The following is a 16,049-nucleotide window of genomic DNA, read 5'->3' as shown; positions in this document are numbered from 1 at the left end:
CCGGATCGCCATCGTGCTTCCCAGAGCCGGCCTGTAGCGCAGCACGTGTTGAGTCAGAGCAGCCACCACACCAGGAAGACCAGCAAGGAGAGAAAGAGGAGAGAAGCCGCCACGGTCCGGGCCGACAGAAGCCACCGAAGGCCGAAGACCCTTCTACGCCTGTCGCGGTGAAGGTGCTCTCTAATGTGCAGGTTTCGACCAGCGGCGATGCCGCTGCCGCTGCCGCTGTGCGAGAGCCAAGCCTCACTCGGCTGGAGAACGGTCCCGCGCAGACTCACGCGGGCGTGGTTTGCGTGGACTCGCGCGGTGGACTCGCTGATGCCGATCTCTGCGGCGATCTCGGCGTAGCTGTAGCCGAGCACCTCGCGAAGGTAGAACACCGAGCCTTGCTTGACGGGCAGGCCCGCGATCTCGTCAGTGGCCGCCAGAACAGCGTGGGCGACCACGGTCGGGGGCAGTCTCGTCTGCGACGTCCAGACCACCTCGCCAGTCGAAGAGGACGACCGCTGTTCCTTGTGCCACTGGTGTATGCCGCTGATGACCATGTGGTGGGTCACGGCGTAGAGCCAGGCGCGAGGCTTGTGGAGGGTGTCCCAGCCGGTGCGGAGTGCGGCTTCGAAGGCCTGCTGCACGACGTCTTCGGCGCTGTCGTAAAACTGCGGCAGCCCGCGGCTCAGGGCGAGAGCGAGCGCGTAGCGACGGAGAGGTTCCCGCCAGTGCCGGAACGCTTCGTCCGGCTCCAGCCTGTCCGGCGACGGCTGCGTGTCCTCGGCAGGGTCGCTCATGCCGCCTCCCTGTCGGGCCGGTGGGTGATCGAGACCTTCCACGTGCTCCCATCAGCGGAGCTCTCGGTGACCTCAGCGCCTTCCGCCAGCGCCGCGACCGCGGTCAGCAACGAGGCTCGAGCCCGAATCCGCCAGCGGTAGGCGACGGACCTGGCCAGCTCCAGCACGCAGCGGCCCGCGACTCCCACCACCATCACGATCTCCAGCATCATCGGCGTCGTCCTCCAGCATCACCGACCGCACGCCATCCGTACGGCCTTGTCACTGGTTGAGTGGTGTTCCCGTCCCGAAACGTTTAAGGCAAGTCGCACCGGATCACCCGATCGGACGTCTCGCCCAGGCCTACGGGCGACCAGCTCACCGCCGCCGGCGCGAGTGCACACGACGTCGCCGCGGGGCGCGACATGACAATGGAACGCGTCGACGACTTTCTTCGCCGCGACACTTTCCACGCCGCAGTAGCCACCCCGGCGCCATCACCATCCAGATAGCAAGACCGATAGAAATATCGAACCCGATAGGCCTATCAAGGCTGCTCAAAGCGTCAAGCAGAGCCCCATCTGACTGTGTCCAGCTGACCCGTCTCGCGGGAACTGGCCCGCACCATGATGATCACCCCGACCACGGGGAGAGCGAAAGGCCACGGCAATGGCGGGTGTGGAGCGTGTCGCGGCGCCAGCAGGCGGCCGGTGCTGGATCTGCGGGCTGACCGCGATCGCCGGTGAACGACTCCCCGGCCGGGGCCGCAAGGTCCGGCTGCTGTGCCGCCGGCACGACCAGCTCGTCTTCGGCCAGGCCGCCACCACGACACGGCCCGCCAACCACACGGAACAGGCCTGCGGCACAGATCAAGCCTGATAGGCCGCTCAAAGCCATAGGCCTATCAACCCTGCTCGCAGTGCGGCCGCCGGGCACAATCCCGATCATGACCCGCGACCCATAGGATGCCGCCGCGACCGAGACCCCGCTCGATGCGTGGACCGTCGAGCGCCGCCCCGTGCAGCAACTGCTTGCCGATCAGCTTTCGGCTCTCGTGGGCGAGATGGATGTCGAGTCCGACACCACCAGGCGCAAGCTCAGCGAGCGTCTCTCCGATGGCTGTCACATAGTCGCTCAGCGAGGCGTAGCACGGCCCGCCTCGCTGAGGCCGGATCGCCGCCTCGGGCAGCAGGCCTGTTCGGTGCCATCGTTCGCGACGCCGACGCCATCTTGGATATCTCGGCAGAGGTCGTCGAGAAAGTCGCTGCGCAAGTTCCTCATGCTCGACGGCGGCATGTCAGAGGCACGCGTGGACGACTTCTTCGCCGTGACCTTCCTGCCCCAGACGTAGCCGTCCTCGTACGACGACAACGCAGCTAGCAGGGTTGATAGGCCTATCCGGCCCACAGGCCTATCAACCCTGCTCGTCGTACCGGCTCACCATGCACTGAGATCCGGCTCAATCGCATCCAGGACAGCGACGACGTTCAGGTGCGCGACCAGCGGCACGGGCCAGGCCCAGTCAAGACCTGGCGGTGGGGAACACGAGCTTGCTCTGCCCATCATCGGGCGCGCTCCGCGGACGATCACCAGGCTGCTGTCGCGGGATCGGGGGTTCATCCGCCGCCGACGGCGCCGTCGGCGGAAAACCCTCGGTGAGTTTGCGCAGCCGGCGGACTTCGGTCTCGGTCACGTCGGCCATCGCCGCGATGTCCTTGACGCTGTTGCCCAGCTCGGCCAGTTCGGCGGCCGCGGCCGCCATGGCCACCTCGGCCTCGTCCCGCCGGTCTCGGGCAGTCATGAAGGTGGTGAGCGAGTTCTCCTCGGCCCGTTCCCGTTGCCGGGCGGCCGCCCGCTTCGCCGCGATCCTGTCCCGGGCGATCTGCCGGGTCTGCACTGCTGTCGATGTTTTCGCCATCACCCCAGGTTAGGCACGAATCCGGGCAAGATCACCCGATCTTCCGGCAGGGCTGGGTTCCCTGCCCTGCCGGCCCCGGTCATGTGCGTGAGGTGCCCGGGGAGGACGGCGTGCGCAGAGCGGTCGCCGCGGCCCGGACGGCGAACGGGCCGCCGACGGCGGCCAGCACCGCGGTCGCGATCGCCAGGACGTCGCCGTCGCTGTGACTCCACATGCCCAGCCCGCTGAACAGACCGAGCAGGACAACGCTCGCGATGAACAGCCTGTTGAGCCGCAGCCGCTCCTGGCCCTGGGGCCGCAGGAGCGCGCACGCCACCGCGAGGCCATGCAAGGCCACCGGCAGCAGGATGCCGCCCACGATCTCCTGGAACGTGCCCAGCGGCGCGAAGCCCCAGCGAACGGCCGCCACGGTCAGCGGATTCGACGCCACCTCGACCACGACGGCCAGAACGACGAGCACGACCACTTCGAGCCGGGGGAAGTTTGAAGGACGCGGAGTTCACGAGAGACTCTTCGGCGCCGGGATGTCTCGGCCCGAGCTACCGATCGAGTGCCGTCGACGGGTTCAGGCGGAGAACATCTTCGCGAGCCAGTCCAGGACCAGCGTGCTAGTCCAGTTGACGCTGAACCCGACGACGAAGCTCAATGCCAGCGACGCCCACCACAGGCGTTTCGAGGATCGTGCCTGCTCGCGGAACTGCTGGGCGAGGAACTCCTCGATCATCGAGGCCTGCGCGTCGCGACGACCTGGTCGCCGTCCGCGACGAGCTCCAGACCGTCCGCACGAAGCTCGAGGAGGAGACCGCCCGTACGAGCGCGGCCCGCGAGGACCTGGCCACGGTCCGGGCCGAGCTGAAAGCCGAACGGGCCGGGCGAGAGCAGGACGCCAGCGCGGCGAAGGCCCGGCTGGAAGAAGTGCGCACCGAGGCCCGCGCCGAGGCCGAGCGGCGAGTTAGCGACGTCGGCGCCATCAAGGACGTCCAACTCTCTGATCTGCGTGCCCAGCTGGCTGACGCGATCGGTGAGCCGGAGACGAAGAAACGTCGGTGACTACCGGTATCCTGACCGGCTTTTCCTTGCACACACCAACGACCGGGCCCAGCGGGGCTCGATGTGGAGGACGTCATGCCCGAGCCGACCGAGGACTGCGCCGTGCTGCACCCGGACGGCCGTCTGACGTGGGGAAGGTTCGAGGGCCGGTCCGCGTACGAGGCGATCCGGGAGGACGTGCCACGGCCGTCCAATCAGGGCATGGGCAGGGTTCGAGCCTGGTTCGCCGACGACTTCACCGGCCAGGCCCGAAACCAGCTCGCTAACAAGGTGCTGGCCGCTGTGGGCTACGAGCATCCGACCGGGTGGGCGGGGCCGGTGGTCATCACGATGGAGGAAGACTCCACGTACACGATTCCGCCGCTTCTGCCCGAGGTTCGGGAGATGCTCGACGAACTGGCCCAGCAGCACACCTTGAGGAGCTGACCGGCCGTGTCGCTGACGAGCGAGCTCGCGACCCCGAACAGCGCGCTGGCCCTGTGGTGCGCCCGCACCTTCACCGGGACACAGGCCGTCGCCGAGCAGGTCGCGGCCGCGGTGCGCGACGTTCGTCCCATCCGGCCGAAAGGACAGGTCTCGCCCCGGCATTGGGCCGAGATCGGCGGCGCGTTCGGGCAGCGCCTGGCCGACCTGGTCCAGCCCGCACCGCCGTACTACGCACTACTAGGCATGGTCCGGGCGCACTGGGCGAGCTGGTCGTGGGCGCATGACCAGGCCGCGCGATATCCCAGCCACCGCGGCCTGGAGCCGGAATATCGTGCACGGGCGCTCGACATTCGGCCCGCCACGACGACGTGGCTGGACCTCGGCGGAGTCGTCGAACCGGACGTGCCCGGCAACGCGGCCGCCGAGGCCGCACTGGCCGACCTGCTTGACCGGGGCCGTGCTTATCTGGCCCGCCACGCCCCGCCCGGAACGCTGAGCTCTCCGGGGGCCGAAGCTGGTCTCGCGCGGCTGTGCTGGCTGCTGTCCGCGTGCGAGGACGTCTACCGCAGCGGCGGAATCGACGATCGGCTCGCGAGGGTCTTCGACCGCCGTCCGAGTGTCGAGGCGCTGCGCGGGCTGGTCGACGAGCACCAGGTGACGGAGCTGGTCGAGCTGTCCGGGCAGCTGCACGCGCGCGGAACACTGTGGGAGCTGAAAAAACTCGCCGGGAACCCGGGCGCTGGCGAGCCGCTCGGCCTGGCCGCGCCGACGATCGTGCCCCAGTGGGCCGACGCCGACCTGCTGCTCGGCGCGACCGACCCCGCCACCGGAACCGGTGCGGGCGACACGACACTGCTCGACGTGAAGACCGTGATCAACGTGCGCGATCCCGGGAAGGTCGGGCGCTGGCTGCACCAGATCCTGCTGTACGCGTGGCTGGATACCGCCGACGTCTGCCGCGTGCGCCACGTCGGTCTGCTGCTGGCCCGTCACGGCGTCATCGTCACGTGGACGGTCGACGAGCTCGGCGACCGCCTGCTCGGCCGCCGCGACGTCGGCGAGCACGCCCGCGACACCGCCCGCGCGATCGCCGGAGAGATCATCACCGGCCACGGCTTGCCCTGGCCGGTCTTCTCCTGATCGCTGTTTCCGCTGGTCCGGGCCGCGTAGTTGAGTAGTCCTACGCGGCCAGATCAGTAGATCACCCCTTCCGATGATCAGTCCCAAGTGGACTATGGAGGTCATGGTGGGGAAATGGAGTCAGGAACAAGTCCTCGGGGTGCTCGGTCCGGGGCAGCTCGGTCGCAAGGTCCAGCTACGCGCGTTGCTCGGCGTGTTCGTGCTGGCGTTCCTGTTGTTCTGGTGGTCCGGGTGGGCCTGGTGGCCGACCGTGCTCTATTGGCTGGCGCCGCTGATCGTCGTTGTGCTCCCGGGGATCCGGCGGTTCATTGACGAGTCGTGGGGTCTGGTCGCCGGTTTCCTGCTCGCCGCGTTCGTCCTCATGCCCGAGGTACCGGGCGCTCTGGTCGCGACCGCGTGGGGCCTGGCCATTGGCGCCGTGGCCGCGGTCTCGTTCCGCCGCCATCGGTTCGGCTGGCGGAAGTGGGTGCCGGTCGGTGCGCTGGTGCTCGCCGTCGCCTTGGTCGTCCTCGGCGGACTCGCGTGGTGGGCAGGTGCGCAGGACCGCGCCGCCAGCGAGGCCCGTACCGCGGCCGAGTCGCACCGGTACAACGTGTCGAAGCTCCTGCCGACCAGCCCGCGCGAAGCCGTGTTCGCGCTCGTCGAGGGCGTGGCGGAGACCGAGCGCGCCGATCGGGTGTGCACCGTGTTCAGTCCGGTTGCCACGGCGTCATCTCCTGCCACGCGTCCCGGTCGGAATCGTCGGGTCCGGGATCCCCGTAGCCGCCCGCCGAACCCTCAGGGCGTCCGCTCATCTCGTCACCTCTCCCCTGGCGCGATCAACACGAACCGAGCCTAACCGAGCAAAACCGCTGGTCCTAGCCGCTGCGCGTGCGACGATCACCGATATGAGCCGACGTCGATCAGGACCAGACTGGCGCGTTCTCCTCGCGGCCGCGGTCGCCGTGGCCGTGGTCCTGGTGGGCCAGGACCTGGATTTCGGGTTCGGCGTGGCGCTGTTCCTGGCCGCGCTCGGTGCCGCATTCACCTACGCCGCCGTCAGTGCACGCCGTCCAGCGAGACCGGTCACCGAACGACGTGCGCCCGCGCCGCAACCCCGGTTCAGGACAGGGGATCAGGTGGTATTGCTGCGCGACGTCAGCGGAGCGACCAGCGAATACGTGCCGCGCGGCAGCCGAGGAAACGTGGTCGGCACAGGGTAGGGGAAGGTTGCCGTCGCGTTCACGATCCACTCCCCGCTCGGCATTCGCCAGGTTCGCGTCGAGTTCGCGCCCGGTGACGTCAGCCCCGTGTGAGAGGCCGATCGGTGGACCACATCGGACGGTCACCCCGCGTGGTACCAGGGGCACGCTGCCCCTGGACCCCTGCGGGCCGACAGCACGGTTTCGCCCAGTCGTTCCAGCGTGGTCAACCGTCGTCGGGCGAAACCGCACTGCCGGAGCGGTGTGTCACCGTGCTTGTCCGTGCTGCCTGGCCCGGATGATCTCGGCCATGCTGATCTCTTCCTCGCGCCCGTCATCGTGTCGGACGACGTAGACGTCACCCCGGCTGGTGTCGAAGAAGTACCTGACGTACGTGGCGGACTGCGGGACCCCGTCGGGACGGGCGAAAGCGAGTTGTTCGCCGATTTCCCCGGCAAGCTCATCGGGAGTACCGGGTTTCTTCGGCGCCCATGTCAGCGGCGGCCCGGTGTGGGCTGCGGGGTCGAACACCGGCAGGCGCCGGTATCTGTCGTTCGCCGCTCGTTCACTGATCCCCGTCACGGCCGCGAGCTCCCGCACGGTGGCGCCCAGTTCCCGCGCGGCCTCGGCGGCTGCGCGTTCGACGGCTTCGACCTCGGCCGCCGCGCGCCGGGCGCCGGCCACGAGGGCCAGCGCGGTTTGTTTGCGCGTGAGGTCCGAGAACTCGATGAAGTCGGGCAACTTCGGTCGTTGACGTAGGCCCAGACGGCAGGAACAGCTTCTACCGTCGTCGCGGGCTTCACGTCCCGATTGGTCTTCCACGGGGTGTCGCTTCCGGAAAGCAGGCCGCGCTGGCCGACCTGATCCACAAGACCACTGAGCCGCAATTCTTCCGCCATGCCTGAAGGCTGCATCATGAAGCAAGCTTCAGTGAGCTGCTCGTTTGGGGACGGTGCGACACCAGGGGCAAGGAGGCCCGCCGAAGCGGGCCCCCTGCTGCGTCGGGACCTCGTGCCTCGCTACGCGGCGAGGTTCCAGGCGACCATGTACGCGGCGGCTACACCGCGCACGTGGCATTCCAGGTTCTTCCGGTTGGTATTCCGCCTCAGCTTGAACACCTTGCCTCGCCTCAGATCCCAGACCTGCGGTTCCGCACCGGGTAGCGCCTGCGGGATGGACTCCTCCATCACGTACAGGAGGACGTCGGCGTCGTCCTGCGTCAGCGGGGTCGGCTTCACGTACGGGGCGATGTAGAGCAGCTTGCCGTTGGCCTGCCGAACGCCGATCATGCGACGCATCTCCACAGTGAGGTCGCCGTCGACCCAGGCCGCTGGCTTCACCGGAACTCCAGAGGCCTTGCGGGGCATGAGACGGAGGAAGCCGTCCGCCGCGTCGCGGTAAGCCTGGCCGCGGCCTTCGTCCACGCTCATGACGCGGTCGACCACGCGATCGAGCGAGGCCTTCGGATCCACGGAGCTGACGGCCCTGCGTAGAGCGCCGTACAGCTCGCCGTAGTAGATCCAAGCAGGTCCCTGCTGGTCTTCGTACCACTTGCGGTGGTCGCTAACGATCTTCCTCGACTGCCGAGGCGAGGCCACCGCGAAGTCGAAGAACTGGAAACCGCCGATCTTGGCGGCACCGGGGGTGTGGTGCATATTTGACTCCATTCGTAGGAGTCACACCGCGCACGAACTGCTCGTGCTCCCAGTCACAACCGGGTGATACCGGTTGACTAACCGCCCTGGTGGCGGCTAAGTTCTAAGTGTCTAGCTTTGAACTACTGGTAGTGTGGCTCACAGGTATATACACCTGCACCCACCAGTGTACCAGAAGCACCCCGAGGTGTCTACGCCCGGGGTGCTTTTTTGGGGCCAGTTGTGACCTGTCCGGCCGCGCTGAGCCTCGTAACGGTTCGAAGCGAAGCGCGCCGCCGAAGACGCGGTCGATTGGACCTGGAAGTGGTGCCAGGACCCGACGCCGGTCCAGCTCCCTCGCGACGAAGGGGGTTTCGCCGAGGTGGCGAAGCCCCCTTCCTTCTATGTCGGAGCTCGCTAACAACAGCTTATTTGCGGCACACTGATCGGTGTTAGCGATTTTAGCGGTCGACAAATCTTGCCGCCACCTTCCACATACAGGTTGCGGGCTTTCTGTCTTACGGAGAAAGAGAAACCGTCTTCTTAGAATAAAGAAGACGTATACCTGCCATGGATATAGGGTGCAGGATCCCCTAAAAGACCTTGAGTACCGTCGGTGTGGCTCCGCGAGTTTCTGTTACGACCACTTCTCCACCGGCACCCCACACCTCCTCAAGGTAGGCGTATAGCTGCAAGGCGCGGTTGACGACCACGGTCTTCGAGTCGTCAGAAAGCTCGACGCCACGTTCCAACGCGCGAGACGATCGAGGGATCAGGTTCACAGTCAGCCGCTCCAAGACATGCTTCGGAGCTAACGGCTTCTCGTCCTCGCCTGGCTTCCTCACGGGGCCCGAGTCAGTCGCCGGCTCTTCTGTCTTGGGTTCGTCGGTTGGGTGGCGCGTGGTCTCATCGACTGCCCAATCGCTTTTAGTCTCCGGCATTTGACAACCCTTCATAATGGGAGCAGAGCGCAAATCACCCCACGTGTTGCTCTGCTGCTATTGGCGGAAATGCCCGCAGCCGGACTGTGCTGGCAGTTCGGCTGCGGCGGGCGGCGGGAAGTCTCATCACTCCGGCCAAGAGACGAAAAGACTGGCTTGACATGCTGGTGAGCAGTGCAAGCAGGGAAGCTGCCCAATCTGGGAATGACCGACACGGACGACCGGCGAATGGATGTTGGCGCATCGGCCCACCTCGGCTGAGTCGGTTTGGCATTTATTCGTGCCACGCAAGCGATACCGCACTTTGCACATCGCCCACGTCTAATTCGCTTTTGGGCGCACTGAAATGCATTCGGTGCGCTCATCGCGAGCAGTGGACCGGCCCCTGTCTGGAGGATAGTCCACTGTTCGTAGTGTAATCATCCGCTCATAAGCACCCCGCTGTCAACCAGGTTGTATGCTCAATCGCTGAACATGGGACGTATGTTACGCATCTGTGTTCTCTGTCGTCGTACTGCCTACCTCTGCTGTGGCCTGCGTTACAAGCTAGTTGGCGCACCTTTGCCCGGTAGGGGCATCGGCTCTACACGTTTGGCTTGCGCTACTCGCCGGTACGCCCTTCCCTTGTTACACGCCGTTAGGTCAGGGGTGTTCTAGTACGCCAAAAGTTAGTAAGGTTCCTATGAGCTCATGATCCAAAATGTGCAGGCAGAGACGATACGCCAGTGAACAGGGTTCACTTTCCTGAGTCGCTGGGGCTCAACTTTTGATCATGAAGGAGATGGGCGGAGAGTGAGCGAGTAGCGGGTTTGTCACTCCGGGCACTCGGACCGGACCACAAGCGTTGACTGGTATGAAGTCCCTGTGAGGTTGTCCGGGGAAGACGCGGTCGCCGAACGTCCACATGCGACTGTTGTATGTACAACGAGATCATGAAGCACATCATTGCTACGGGCCTTGAGCATACGAGGTTCATACCCCTGATATCATCTGCGGCTTAGGGCACGGCTGGGCACTTCCCGCGTCCTGTGGATCGTCGATCGAAGTTTTTGGGGTCTGGCCCGCGCGGCCGGTTACAAGATCAGAAAGGCGGCCTAGCCCGTGTTCCGCGATATCAAAACGAATTTGCCCGAAGACGACCCGCGTCCGGAGCCTCGGGTCAGCGAGGACAGGTCCACGGTGCTCAGGCAGGTGGAAGGGTCGACCGACCTGGAGCCGCTCTACGGAGGCTCGGACGCTGCCGTCGAAGCGAGTTTGCAGAGCAAATTCGCTTCTGGGGTCGTGAAACTCCGCGCGCCGTTGGACTCGAAGATCGAGGCGGCCATGGCTTTCATGATCTACATCGTCGGCGCAAGCATCCCGATGCTGATGTGCCTCCTGGCGGGTATGCACGACCTCCTGGCGGTGCTGATCGGCATCGTGTCGTTCGTCGCCCTGGCCGTCTACTTCGCGAAGGCGACGAAGCTCCCGCTCAGGATCCCGACGCAGAAGACGGTCATCGAAGGCGAGCTTCAGGGCGAGCCGAAGGTCGAGAAGCTCGACGCGGGCACCGAGTCCATCGAGCTGGCGCTGAAGAGCGCGGCGCCCGAGAAGCCGACGACAGGCTCGAAGGTGAAGGCCCCGGACGCCTCCTAGGAGCGGTACCCCAGACTTCGATCATCCCCGCCTGCTACTTCGGCGGCGCGGTGGAACCGCCAGCGGCCGCCGCGATCTCTTCGCGGCCTCCGCTCGCGAGCTCGGGCATGTATTTGTAGAACACCAAGTCAGTTCGTCGGGCGTTGCTCGGCCAGGACGTTGTACACGGTGCCGACGGAGACGCCGGTCGCTCGTGCGATGGTGCGGATGGATTCGCCCTCGGCGTTGCGGGCGCGGATGATTCGGCGCTTGTCGTCGTCGACGACGCGCGGGCGGCCGCCGACACGGCCACGGGCGCGTGCGGCCGCAAGACCGTTGGTGGTCTTGCGGGATATGTCCCGTCGTCGGTCCTCGGCCAGCGCTAACGCCATGTCCAACACGAAGCTGCGCTCGGTGTGCTCGCCGGCGGCGATCCCGTCGAGGACTTTCACCGCGATGCCGCGGCCGAAAAGATCGTTGAGGACGATCAAGCCTTCAAGCAAGTTGCGGCCGAGCCGGTCGACTTCCTGGACGGTCAGCATGTCGCCCGGCCGCATGTACTCGAGCGCGGCCGTCAGCGCGGGCCGAGCGTCGACGGCGAGACTGCCGGAGAGCTTCTCCTCGAACAGCTTGACGCAGATCGGGCCGAGCGCGTCGTGCTGCCGCTGCGTCTCCTGCTTACTCGTGCTCACCCGCACGAGTCCGACGAGCGCCATCAGGACCGGCCGCGCTGCTGGATCTCGAACTGAATCTCGTCGACCGCCGCGCCGTCATCGACCAGCCTCATCGCGTCGGCGAGGACCGGCTCGACCTGGTCCCGCATGACCACCGCGACCTCATCGGGCGTCAGCCCCTTGCCCGCCAGCATCGCGCCGAGCCGGGCCGTCTCGACCGCCGAGCTGCCGCGGCCGCCCTTCGTCTCGCTCATCCGCCCTCGATTCGTTCAACAAACGAGTTCATCAACCACGTGACAGCCTACCGGTTGTTGAACGAGTTTTTGAACACCGACACCTGGATGAACGACGCGACGGCCAGGTCCTCGGCGAGTGTTCAGCCAACGACCGTTTGTTGAACACTCCTCCAATGCGGCAGGGACGCGCCCCGCCGCCTGGATCCGCTCGCGCAGGCCCAGCGGATCCAGGCGGTGCTGGGTCCCTCATGCAGTGCGTGCGCCGGTCGCTCAGTCGAGCTTGAGCAGGGGCCGCAGGCCCTGCCGCTTCGAAGAACCGGCTACGAGGATCGTGTCCTGCTTGGTGTGTATCTGGCTGGTCAGGCGGTAGAGGGTTCGTTTGCGGACTTCGTCGAAGGCGGAACTTCTTTTTCCGCTGGCCAGTGGTTGCCGCTCGGTTTCGAGAAGACCGCGGGCGACGAGCTGCTTCGTTCCCTCGGCTCGGGTCTTGTGTGAGATCGAGTACCGCTCAGGGAATGCCGACGTGCTGAACCACACCGGCCTCTGGTCGGCCTGTTCCGACAACAAGATCAGCAACATCACGGTTGCCGGACCGGACAGGTCCTGAAAAGTGCCGTTGAGCCAGAGCTCGCGAGCCAGCTTGAAGTACATGTGGCGTTGGCGTTGCTGGTCGTTGCGCGCGAATTGATACGCCGTCGAGGGCGGGCTGTAGGCGCGCCCACTCCCGTCTTCCATCGTGAGCCCGATCAGGTTGGGGTGCCCCGCCTGCGCGGTCATCGTGATCAGCTTTGCCTGGTTCAGAGCCTTGAAGGCGTTCGCGACTCGCCTGGTGCCAGCGACGTACGGGTCCGGGAGATCCAACAGCGTCGCCCAGGCCCGCGCGGGCTTATCCGTTTCGTAGGGCGCCTTCGCGCAGCGCCAGAGCAACGCGATGTACAGCTTCACCGCGACCAGGCCGCTCTGTCCGCCCACGTAGATCTGCGCGAGTGGAGCACGGGTGTTCTCGTCCCAGGCGCGAACGAAGGACTTCCGGATCGGGATGTCGACGCGCCGGCCGACTTGGTCAGCTTGAGCTTGCGCGGCGTCCAGGGATTCCACCGACGTCGTGTTGTTCGCAAAGAAGGTTCGAAGGTCGGGTGCAGCAGGGGGCGCAGCCGACTGTCCTACGATGTTACGTGGACTCAATTGTCGCCCTCTCTACTTCGCACCAAAACTGTAGGTCGTGTTACACCAAAACAGTACCTCAAGGTGCACCAAAGCCGTAGGGGTTAAGGCACCAAAAACGTAGGGGGAGAGATTATAGATTGACAGTTGACTTCTGTCAATCCTGCTGTTACCGTTTCTTCACGGCAGTGAGCAAGGTGTCGAGGCGAGCGCATCACCGTGGATGAACGCCCTTGACCAGCATCACCGCTGAGCTGGACCGGCCTCTTGAAAACCACTACGTGGACCTTGAGGACAGTGCCGCGAAGCCATCTGGCGCCCAGTGGGGACCGTCAATGGCCAGCGTAGCGGCGAGAACGTCCGGTGCCTGGCCGACCGCGTAGAGCGGTATTGGGACGCGGTCGGCCAGGAGTCTAAAACCGGATGAACAAGCCTCGCGTGACCTGATCCGCGAGGCTTGCGTTCGTTCAGATCAGGTGGTTGGCAGGTAGGTGCCGACGTCGGCGAGCGCGTCGAGGGTTTCCCTGTCGAGGCGGCCGCGGGCGGTGTCGGCTTCGGCGACGACGATCGCGGTGCGGTCCGGCCGGGCGCGGTAATGCAGACCAGTCATCTTTACCCCGGTGATGCCGAGGACCGCGGCGACGTCGAGCGGCCGGACGTCGCCACTGCCGTGCACGTCCTCGACCTTCTTGAATGCGGCCGCGTCCTTCGTCGTCTTGAACCCGACGCGCACCACGCTGACGACCGCGGCGTTGCCCTGGCCGTCGCCGACGGCGAGCAGCATCCGCTCCATCGACGTGCACGGCGTCCGGACCAGGAACTCCCGCACCCGATCCGTCGCCGCCGCCACACAGTTCGTTCCGCGCTCGACCTCCCGCCGCAGCTTCTTGAGCCGAAGACGGCTCAGCGCCTCATCGGTCCGGCCGCGTTTGGCGGACTCGCGCCCTTCCTCGCGCCGGGTCTTCATCGACCGGCCCGGCAGCGAATCCGCCACACCGCCGGTGTTGCCCGCCAGCGCTTCCGACGCCGCACCGGCACCCGCCTGCCCCGAGGCGCCGCCAAACGCACCGAGGCCCGCCGCTCCCCCGCTGCCGGCGACCACCGCTACCACGGCGACGGCCGCGACCGCGGGCCCTGCCTTGCTCTTGATCAGGACCTTCCGGCCGTCCTTGAGCGTCACCCATCGTTCCGCCACCCTGCGAATCCCCTCGCCGTCGGACCGAATCACGTCGTCAACACGACGTGGTGTAGCCGACCATTCACGCACAGGCCCCCTCGAAGGGTTGCCCGCCGAACGGACGAACCACCGATCGAGTCGGCACATCGGGCGCGGACCTCCCCGTGCAAGAGCGCTGCGCCAGTGAGCCTCGCCGAGATACTCGACGGGCTCCAGCGAGCCTGGCCACCCACCGCCGACGAAGCCGAGCTCGCCGCACTGGCCGACTACGTCCGCAACCAGGTTTCCGGCTACTACGGCAACGCCGTCTGAGAGCAGCGGTCAGAGCGAGCGGAGCCGCACGAACCGATCTACCCCGTCCCACCGTCTCCGGTGGCGTCATCGAGGGTGGTGCCGGGCAGTAAGCCGCCAGCGCCGAACATTGGTTTCCCCCAGGCGCGGGCGATCTCGTCGGCCCGTCGCAGCCAGCGGCGTCGGGAGTCCGGGCCTTCCATTGGGGAGCCCCAGACCTCCGCCACTTCGTCGGCGCGCAGCGAGCGGTTCCAGTCGTGGCGAAAAGACACCGGTCGGGGCCGCAACGTCGGGTGCTACGGCCAGCAGTACGACTACGTGTGCCCGAACGCACCCCGCCATCCGGGCAGGCCGGGGCTCGTCGAGCCCTACGTTCGCCCGGCAGGCGCGGCCATCGACTGGACCAACCTCGGCACCCCGATTGGCCAACGGCCGCGACCCCTCAAGTCCACCACGATGGACAAGATCGAGGCGGCGATGGCGATGCTGGCGACCGAGCCGATGATGGTCACCTTGACCCATGGCAAGGACGCCGACGGCCGCTCGTATCCGGCCAGCGCCGCGCCCCTGCACACTCGCACGGTGAAGATCGGTGACGGTGTCGCCGTGCCGCCGGGCGCGCTGGTCCCGTCCGGTGGCACATGGCGCAAGGATCCGACTGGGCTGTCGGTACCGATGCCCGCGCGCACGACTCGCGACAACGACGCCCTGGTCGTCCCGCCGTCCATCGTGACTCTGCGGAAGAACTCGCGGCACCACACGGCCGACGGCGGGCCGCTCACCACGATGGCCGCCAGCGGGAATCACCACGGCCTGGTCGCGCCGCCGCGTGGCGAGCTGACTCTGCCCGATTCCTGGGACCGGATGATGGTGATTCCCTATCGTCGCGGCGCGAAGCCGCACCGGGTCAACTCGCCGCTGTCGACGGTCGCGACGCACGCACAGCACGGCCTGGCCGAACTGGCTGTCGACATCAATGATGTTCGGTACCGGATGTTGAGCTGGCGCGAGCAGGCGAGCGCTCAGGCATTCCCGCTCAGCTACGAGATGAAGGGCACCGGCGAGGAGAGGACCATGCAGGCAGTCAACGCGGTGTCGACCAACGTCGCGCGTTTCATCGGCGAAGCTCTGGCAAAGGTTCTCTGAGGTTCTCCCCGTCCAACCAGCCCGCCCTACGGGCTGGTTGGACGGGGCGGCTTTCCCTCTCGCCGCGCGGGGCGGCGATATCCTCGATTGGACAACGAGGACCGAGGGACGAGGAGATAACCTCATGGCGGAGCGCAAGACGGGGCCGGAGAGCGGCGCGACCCTGGCCGAACTGAAGTCGCGACGCGACGCCGATGACCGGGCTCTGGCCGAGCGCAAGCGCCGGGAGGACGAGGCGTTCGTCCGGTACGCGGACGCGCTGAAGGCTACGGCCGCGGTCGACACCAAGCTGGCGAAGGACTTGGAAGCGCTGGAGATCAAGGCCGCCAGGCTCAAGACCGACGCGGCGAAGCGCCGGGAGCACTCCGAACGCGACGCGGCTACGGCACTGGCCGACCTGACTGATCTCGGAAGGTCCGTGGAGACCGTCGCCGAGTGGATCGGAGTTCCGGTGAAGCGCGTCCGGCGCATGGTCAACGAGGTCCGCGATGCGAAGAAGAGCGTGGCACCGCCGAAGGCCATCGAGGAGGCTCGGAAGGCGACAGAGGCATCCAGCGTGCCGACAGAATCCGGCGAGAAGAGCGATAAGGCGGCCGAGACAAACTGACCCTGGTATGACGAAGCGGGGGGGACGGAGGTGGGCCGGTTTTTTCTCCCCAAGGCCCCCCCTCTTTGGTTTTTTTTTGTGGGCAC

Annotated in this window: 22 protein-coding genes; 10 read left to right on the top strand and 12 right to left on the bottom strand. The window is 66.4% G+C overall.

Features of this window, described 5'->3' with window-relative positions; all coding sequences use genetic code 11:
* Positions 1-53: 53 nt before the first annotated feature.
* Both ACZ5IK_RS39230 and ACZ5IK_RS39225 read right to left on the bottom strand, forming a co-directional pair.
* Positions 54-785 carry an RNA polymerase sigma factor gene (locus ACZ5IK_RS39230; RefSeq protein ID WP_465492311.1) on the bottom strand — a complete coding sequence of 244 codons (732 nt, stop codon included), beginning with the start codon at positions 783-785 and terminating at the stop codon, positions 54-56.
* Positions 782-997 (bottom strand): hypothetical protein, encoded by a 216-nt coding sequence (locus tag ACZ5IK_RS39225; protein ID WP_465492310.1) that lies wholly within the window; start codon positions 995-997, stop codon positions 782-784. Before ACZ5IK_RS39225 ends, ACZ5IK_RS39230 begins: the two co-directional genes overlap by 4 nt.
* A gap of 436 nt (positions 998-1,433) precedes the next feature.
* On the opposite strand from ACZ5IK_RS39225, the gene ACZ5IK_RS39220 reads away from it, so the two are divergent.
* Both ACZ5IK_RS39220 and ACZ5IK_RS39215 read left to right on the top strand, forming a co-directional pair.
* On the top strand, positions 1,434-1,643 hold the full coding sequence (locus ACZ5IK_RS39220) for a hypothetical protein (protein WP_465492309.1): 210 nt from the start codon (positions 1,434-1,436) through the stop codon (positions 1,641-1,643).
* A 139-nt stretch (positions 1,644-1,782) separates the two neighbouring features.
* Positions 1,783-2,115, top strand: a complete 333-nt coding sequence (locus tag ACZ5IK_RS39215) for a hypothetical protein (protein WP_465492308.1) — start codon at positions 1,783-1,785, stop codon at positions 2,113-2,115.
* A gap of 171 nt (positions 2,116-2,286) precedes the next feature.
* Here the strand turns inward: ACZ5IK_RS39215 and ACZ5IK_RS39210 are convergent, their stop codons facing one another.
* From ACZ5IK_RS39210 to ACZ5IK_RS39195, 4 genes are all read right to left on the bottom strand, one after another.
* Positions 2,287-2,682, bottom strand: a complete 396-nt coding sequence (locus tag ACZ5IK_RS39210) for a hypothetical protein (RefSeq protein ID WP_465492307.1) — start codon at positions 2,680-2,682, stop codon at positions 2,287-2,289.
* A gap of 79 nt (positions 2,683-2,761) precedes the next feature.
* The gene (locus ACZ5IK_RS39205) at positions 2,762-3,142 is read right to left on the bottom strand and encodes a hypothetical protein (protein ID WP_465492306.1); all 381 of its coding nucleotides are present in this window, start codon (positions 3,140-3,142) and stop codon (positions 2,762-2,764) included.
* A 105-nt stretch (positions 3,143-3,247) separates the two neighbouring features.
* On the bottom strand, positions 3,248-3,406 hold the full coding sequence (locus ACZ5IK_RS39200; RefSeq protein ID WP_465492305.1) for a hypothetical protein: 159 nt from the start codon (positions 3,404-3,406) through the stop codon (positions 3,248-3,250).
* The gene (locus ACZ5IK_RS39195) at positions 3,403-3,666 is read right to left on the bottom strand and encodes a hypothetical protein (RefSeq protein WP_465492304.1); all 264 of its coding nucleotides are present in this window, start codon (positions 3,664-3,666) and stop codon (positions 3,403-3,405) included. The genes ACZ5IK_RS39200 and ACZ5IK_RS39195 overlap by 4 nt, the downstream gene beginning before the upstream one ends.
* A gap of 141 nt (positions 3,667-3,807) precedes the next feature.
* Here ACZ5IK_RS39195 and ACZ5IK_RS39190 point away from each other — a divergent pair, with 141 nt between their 5' ends.
* The 4 genes from ACZ5IK_RS39190 to ACZ5IK_RS39175 all read left to right on the top strand — a co-directional run bounded on the left by ACZ5IK_RS39190 (position 3,808) and on the right by ACZ5IK_RS39175 (position 6,500).
* Positions 3,808-4,158, top strand: a complete 351-nt coding sequence (locus ACZ5IK_RS39190; RefSeq protein ID WP_465492303.1) for a hypothetical protein — start codon at positions 3,808-3,810, stop codon at positions 4,156-4,158.
* Positions 4,159-4,164: 6 nt separating this feature from the next.
* On the top strand, positions 4,165-5,298 hold the full coding sequence (locus ACZ5IK_RS39185) for a hypothetical protein (protein ID WP_465492302.1): 1,134 nt from the start codon (positions 4,165-4,167) through the stop codon (positions 5,296-5,298).
* 106 nt (positions 5,299-5,404) lie between these two features.
* Complete coding sequence (locus ACZ5IK_RS39180) at positions 5,405-6,136, top strand: hypothetical protein (protein WP_465492301.1); 732 nt, start codon at positions 5,405-5,407, stop codon at positions 6,134-6,136.
* Positions 6,137-6,185: 49 nt separating this feature from the next.
* Positions 6,186-6,500 carry a hypothetical protein gene (locus ACZ5IK_RS39175; RefSeq protein ID WP_465492300.1) on the top strand — a complete coding sequence of 105 codons (315 nt, stop codon included), beginning with the start codon at positions 6,186-6,188 and terminating at the stop codon, positions 6,498-6,500.
* Between the two features lie 246 nt (positions 6,501-6,746).
* On the opposite strand, the gene ACZ5IK_RS39170 is transcribed toward ACZ5IK_RS39175, so the two are convergent.
* A complete protein-coding gene (locus tag ACZ5IK_RS39170; protein WP_465492299.1) occupies positions 6,747-7,220 on the bottom strand; it encodes a hypothetical protein in 474 nt (157 codons plus the stop codon).
* Positions 7,221-7,498: 278 nt separating this feature from the next.
* Positions 7,499-8,134: a hypothetical protein gene (locus ACZ5IK_RS39165; RefSeq protein ID WP_465492298.1), complete on the bottom strand. Its 636-nt coding sequence runs from the start codon at positions 8,132-8,134 to the stop codon at positions 7,499-7,501.
* Positions 8,135-10,233: 2,099 nt separating this feature from the next.
* Between ACZ5IK_RS39165 and ACZ5IK_RS39160 the strand changes: the two genes are divergently transcribed.
* Entirely contained in the window at positions 10,234-10,689 is a 456-nt protein-coding gene (locus ACZ5IK_RS39160; protein ID WP_465492297.1) for a hypothetical protein, read from the top strand.
* 128 nt (positions 10,690-10,817) lie between these two features.
* Here the strand turns inward: ACZ5IK_RS39160 and ACZ5IK_RS39155 are convergent, their stop codons facing one another.
* The 4 genes from ACZ5IK_RS39155 to ACZ5IK_RS39140 all read right to left on the bottom strand — a co-directional run bounded on the left by ACZ5IK_RS39155 (position 10,818) and on the right by ACZ5IK_RS39140 (position 13,937).
* Positions 10,818-11,384, bottom strand: coding sequence for a recombinase family protein (locus ACZ5IK_RS39155; protein WP_465492296.1), 567 nt, complete (start codon positions 11,382-11,384; stop codon positions 10,818-10,820).
* On the bottom strand, positions 11,384-11,596 hold the full coding sequence (locus tag ACZ5IK_RS39150) for a hypothetical protein (protein ID WP_465492295.1): 213 nt from the start codon (positions 11,594-11,596) through the stop codon (positions 11,384-11,386). The genes ACZ5IK_RS39155 and ACZ5IK_RS39150 overlap by 1 nt, the downstream gene beginning before the upstream one ends.
* Before the next feature lie 252 nt (positions 11,597-11,848).
* Positions 11,849-12,676 carry a hypothetical protein gene (locus tag ACZ5IK_RS39145; RefSeq protein WP_465492294.1) on the bottom strand — a complete coding sequence of 276 codons (828 nt, stop codon included), beginning with the start codon at positions 12,674-12,676 and terminating at the stop codon, positions 11,849-11,851.
* A gap of 538 nt (positions 12,677-13,214) precedes the next feature.
* Entirely contained in the window at positions 13,215-13,937 is a 723-nt protein-coding gene (locus tag ACZ5IK_RS39140) for a hypothetical protein (protein ID WP_465492293.1), read from the bottom strand.
* A gap of 165 nt (positions 13,938-14,102) precedes the next feature.
* Between ACZ5IK_RS39140 and ACZ5IK_RS39135 the strand changes: the two genes are divergently transcribed.
* The 3 genes from ACZ5IK_RS39135 to ACZ5IK_RS39125 all read left to right on the top strand — a co-directional run bounded on the left by ACZ5IK_RS39135 (position 14,103) and on the right by ACZ5IK_RS39125 (position 15,963).
* Positions 14,103-14,231, top strand: coding sequence for a hypothetical protein (locus tag ACZ5IK_RS39135; RefSeq protein ID WP_465492292.1), 129 nt, complete (start codon positions 14,103-14,105; stop codon positions 14,229-14,231).
* Positions 14,232-14,309: 78 nt separating this feature from the next.
* Positions 14,310-15,356 carry a DNA cytosine methyltransferase gene (locus ACZ5IK_RS39130; protein WP_465492291.1) on the top strand — a complete coding sequence of 349 codons (1,047 nt, stop codon included), beginning with the start codon at positions 14,310-14,312 and terminating at the stop codon, positions 15,354-15,356.
* 124 nt (positions 15,357-15,480) lie between these two features.
* Positions 15,481-15,963 (top strand): hypothetical protein, encoded by a 483-nt coding sequence (locus ACZ5IK_RS39125; RefSeq protein ID WP_465492290.1) that lies wholly within the window; start codon positions 15,481-15,483, stop codon positions 15,961-15,963.
* Positions 15,964-16,049: the final 86 nt, after the last annotated feature.

It is taken from the genome of Amycolatopsis sp. NPDC031561, assembly GCF_055580625.1.
Note: the sequence above shows the minus strand (reverse complement) of the source record. Positions and strands in the feature narration are given on the sequence as shown.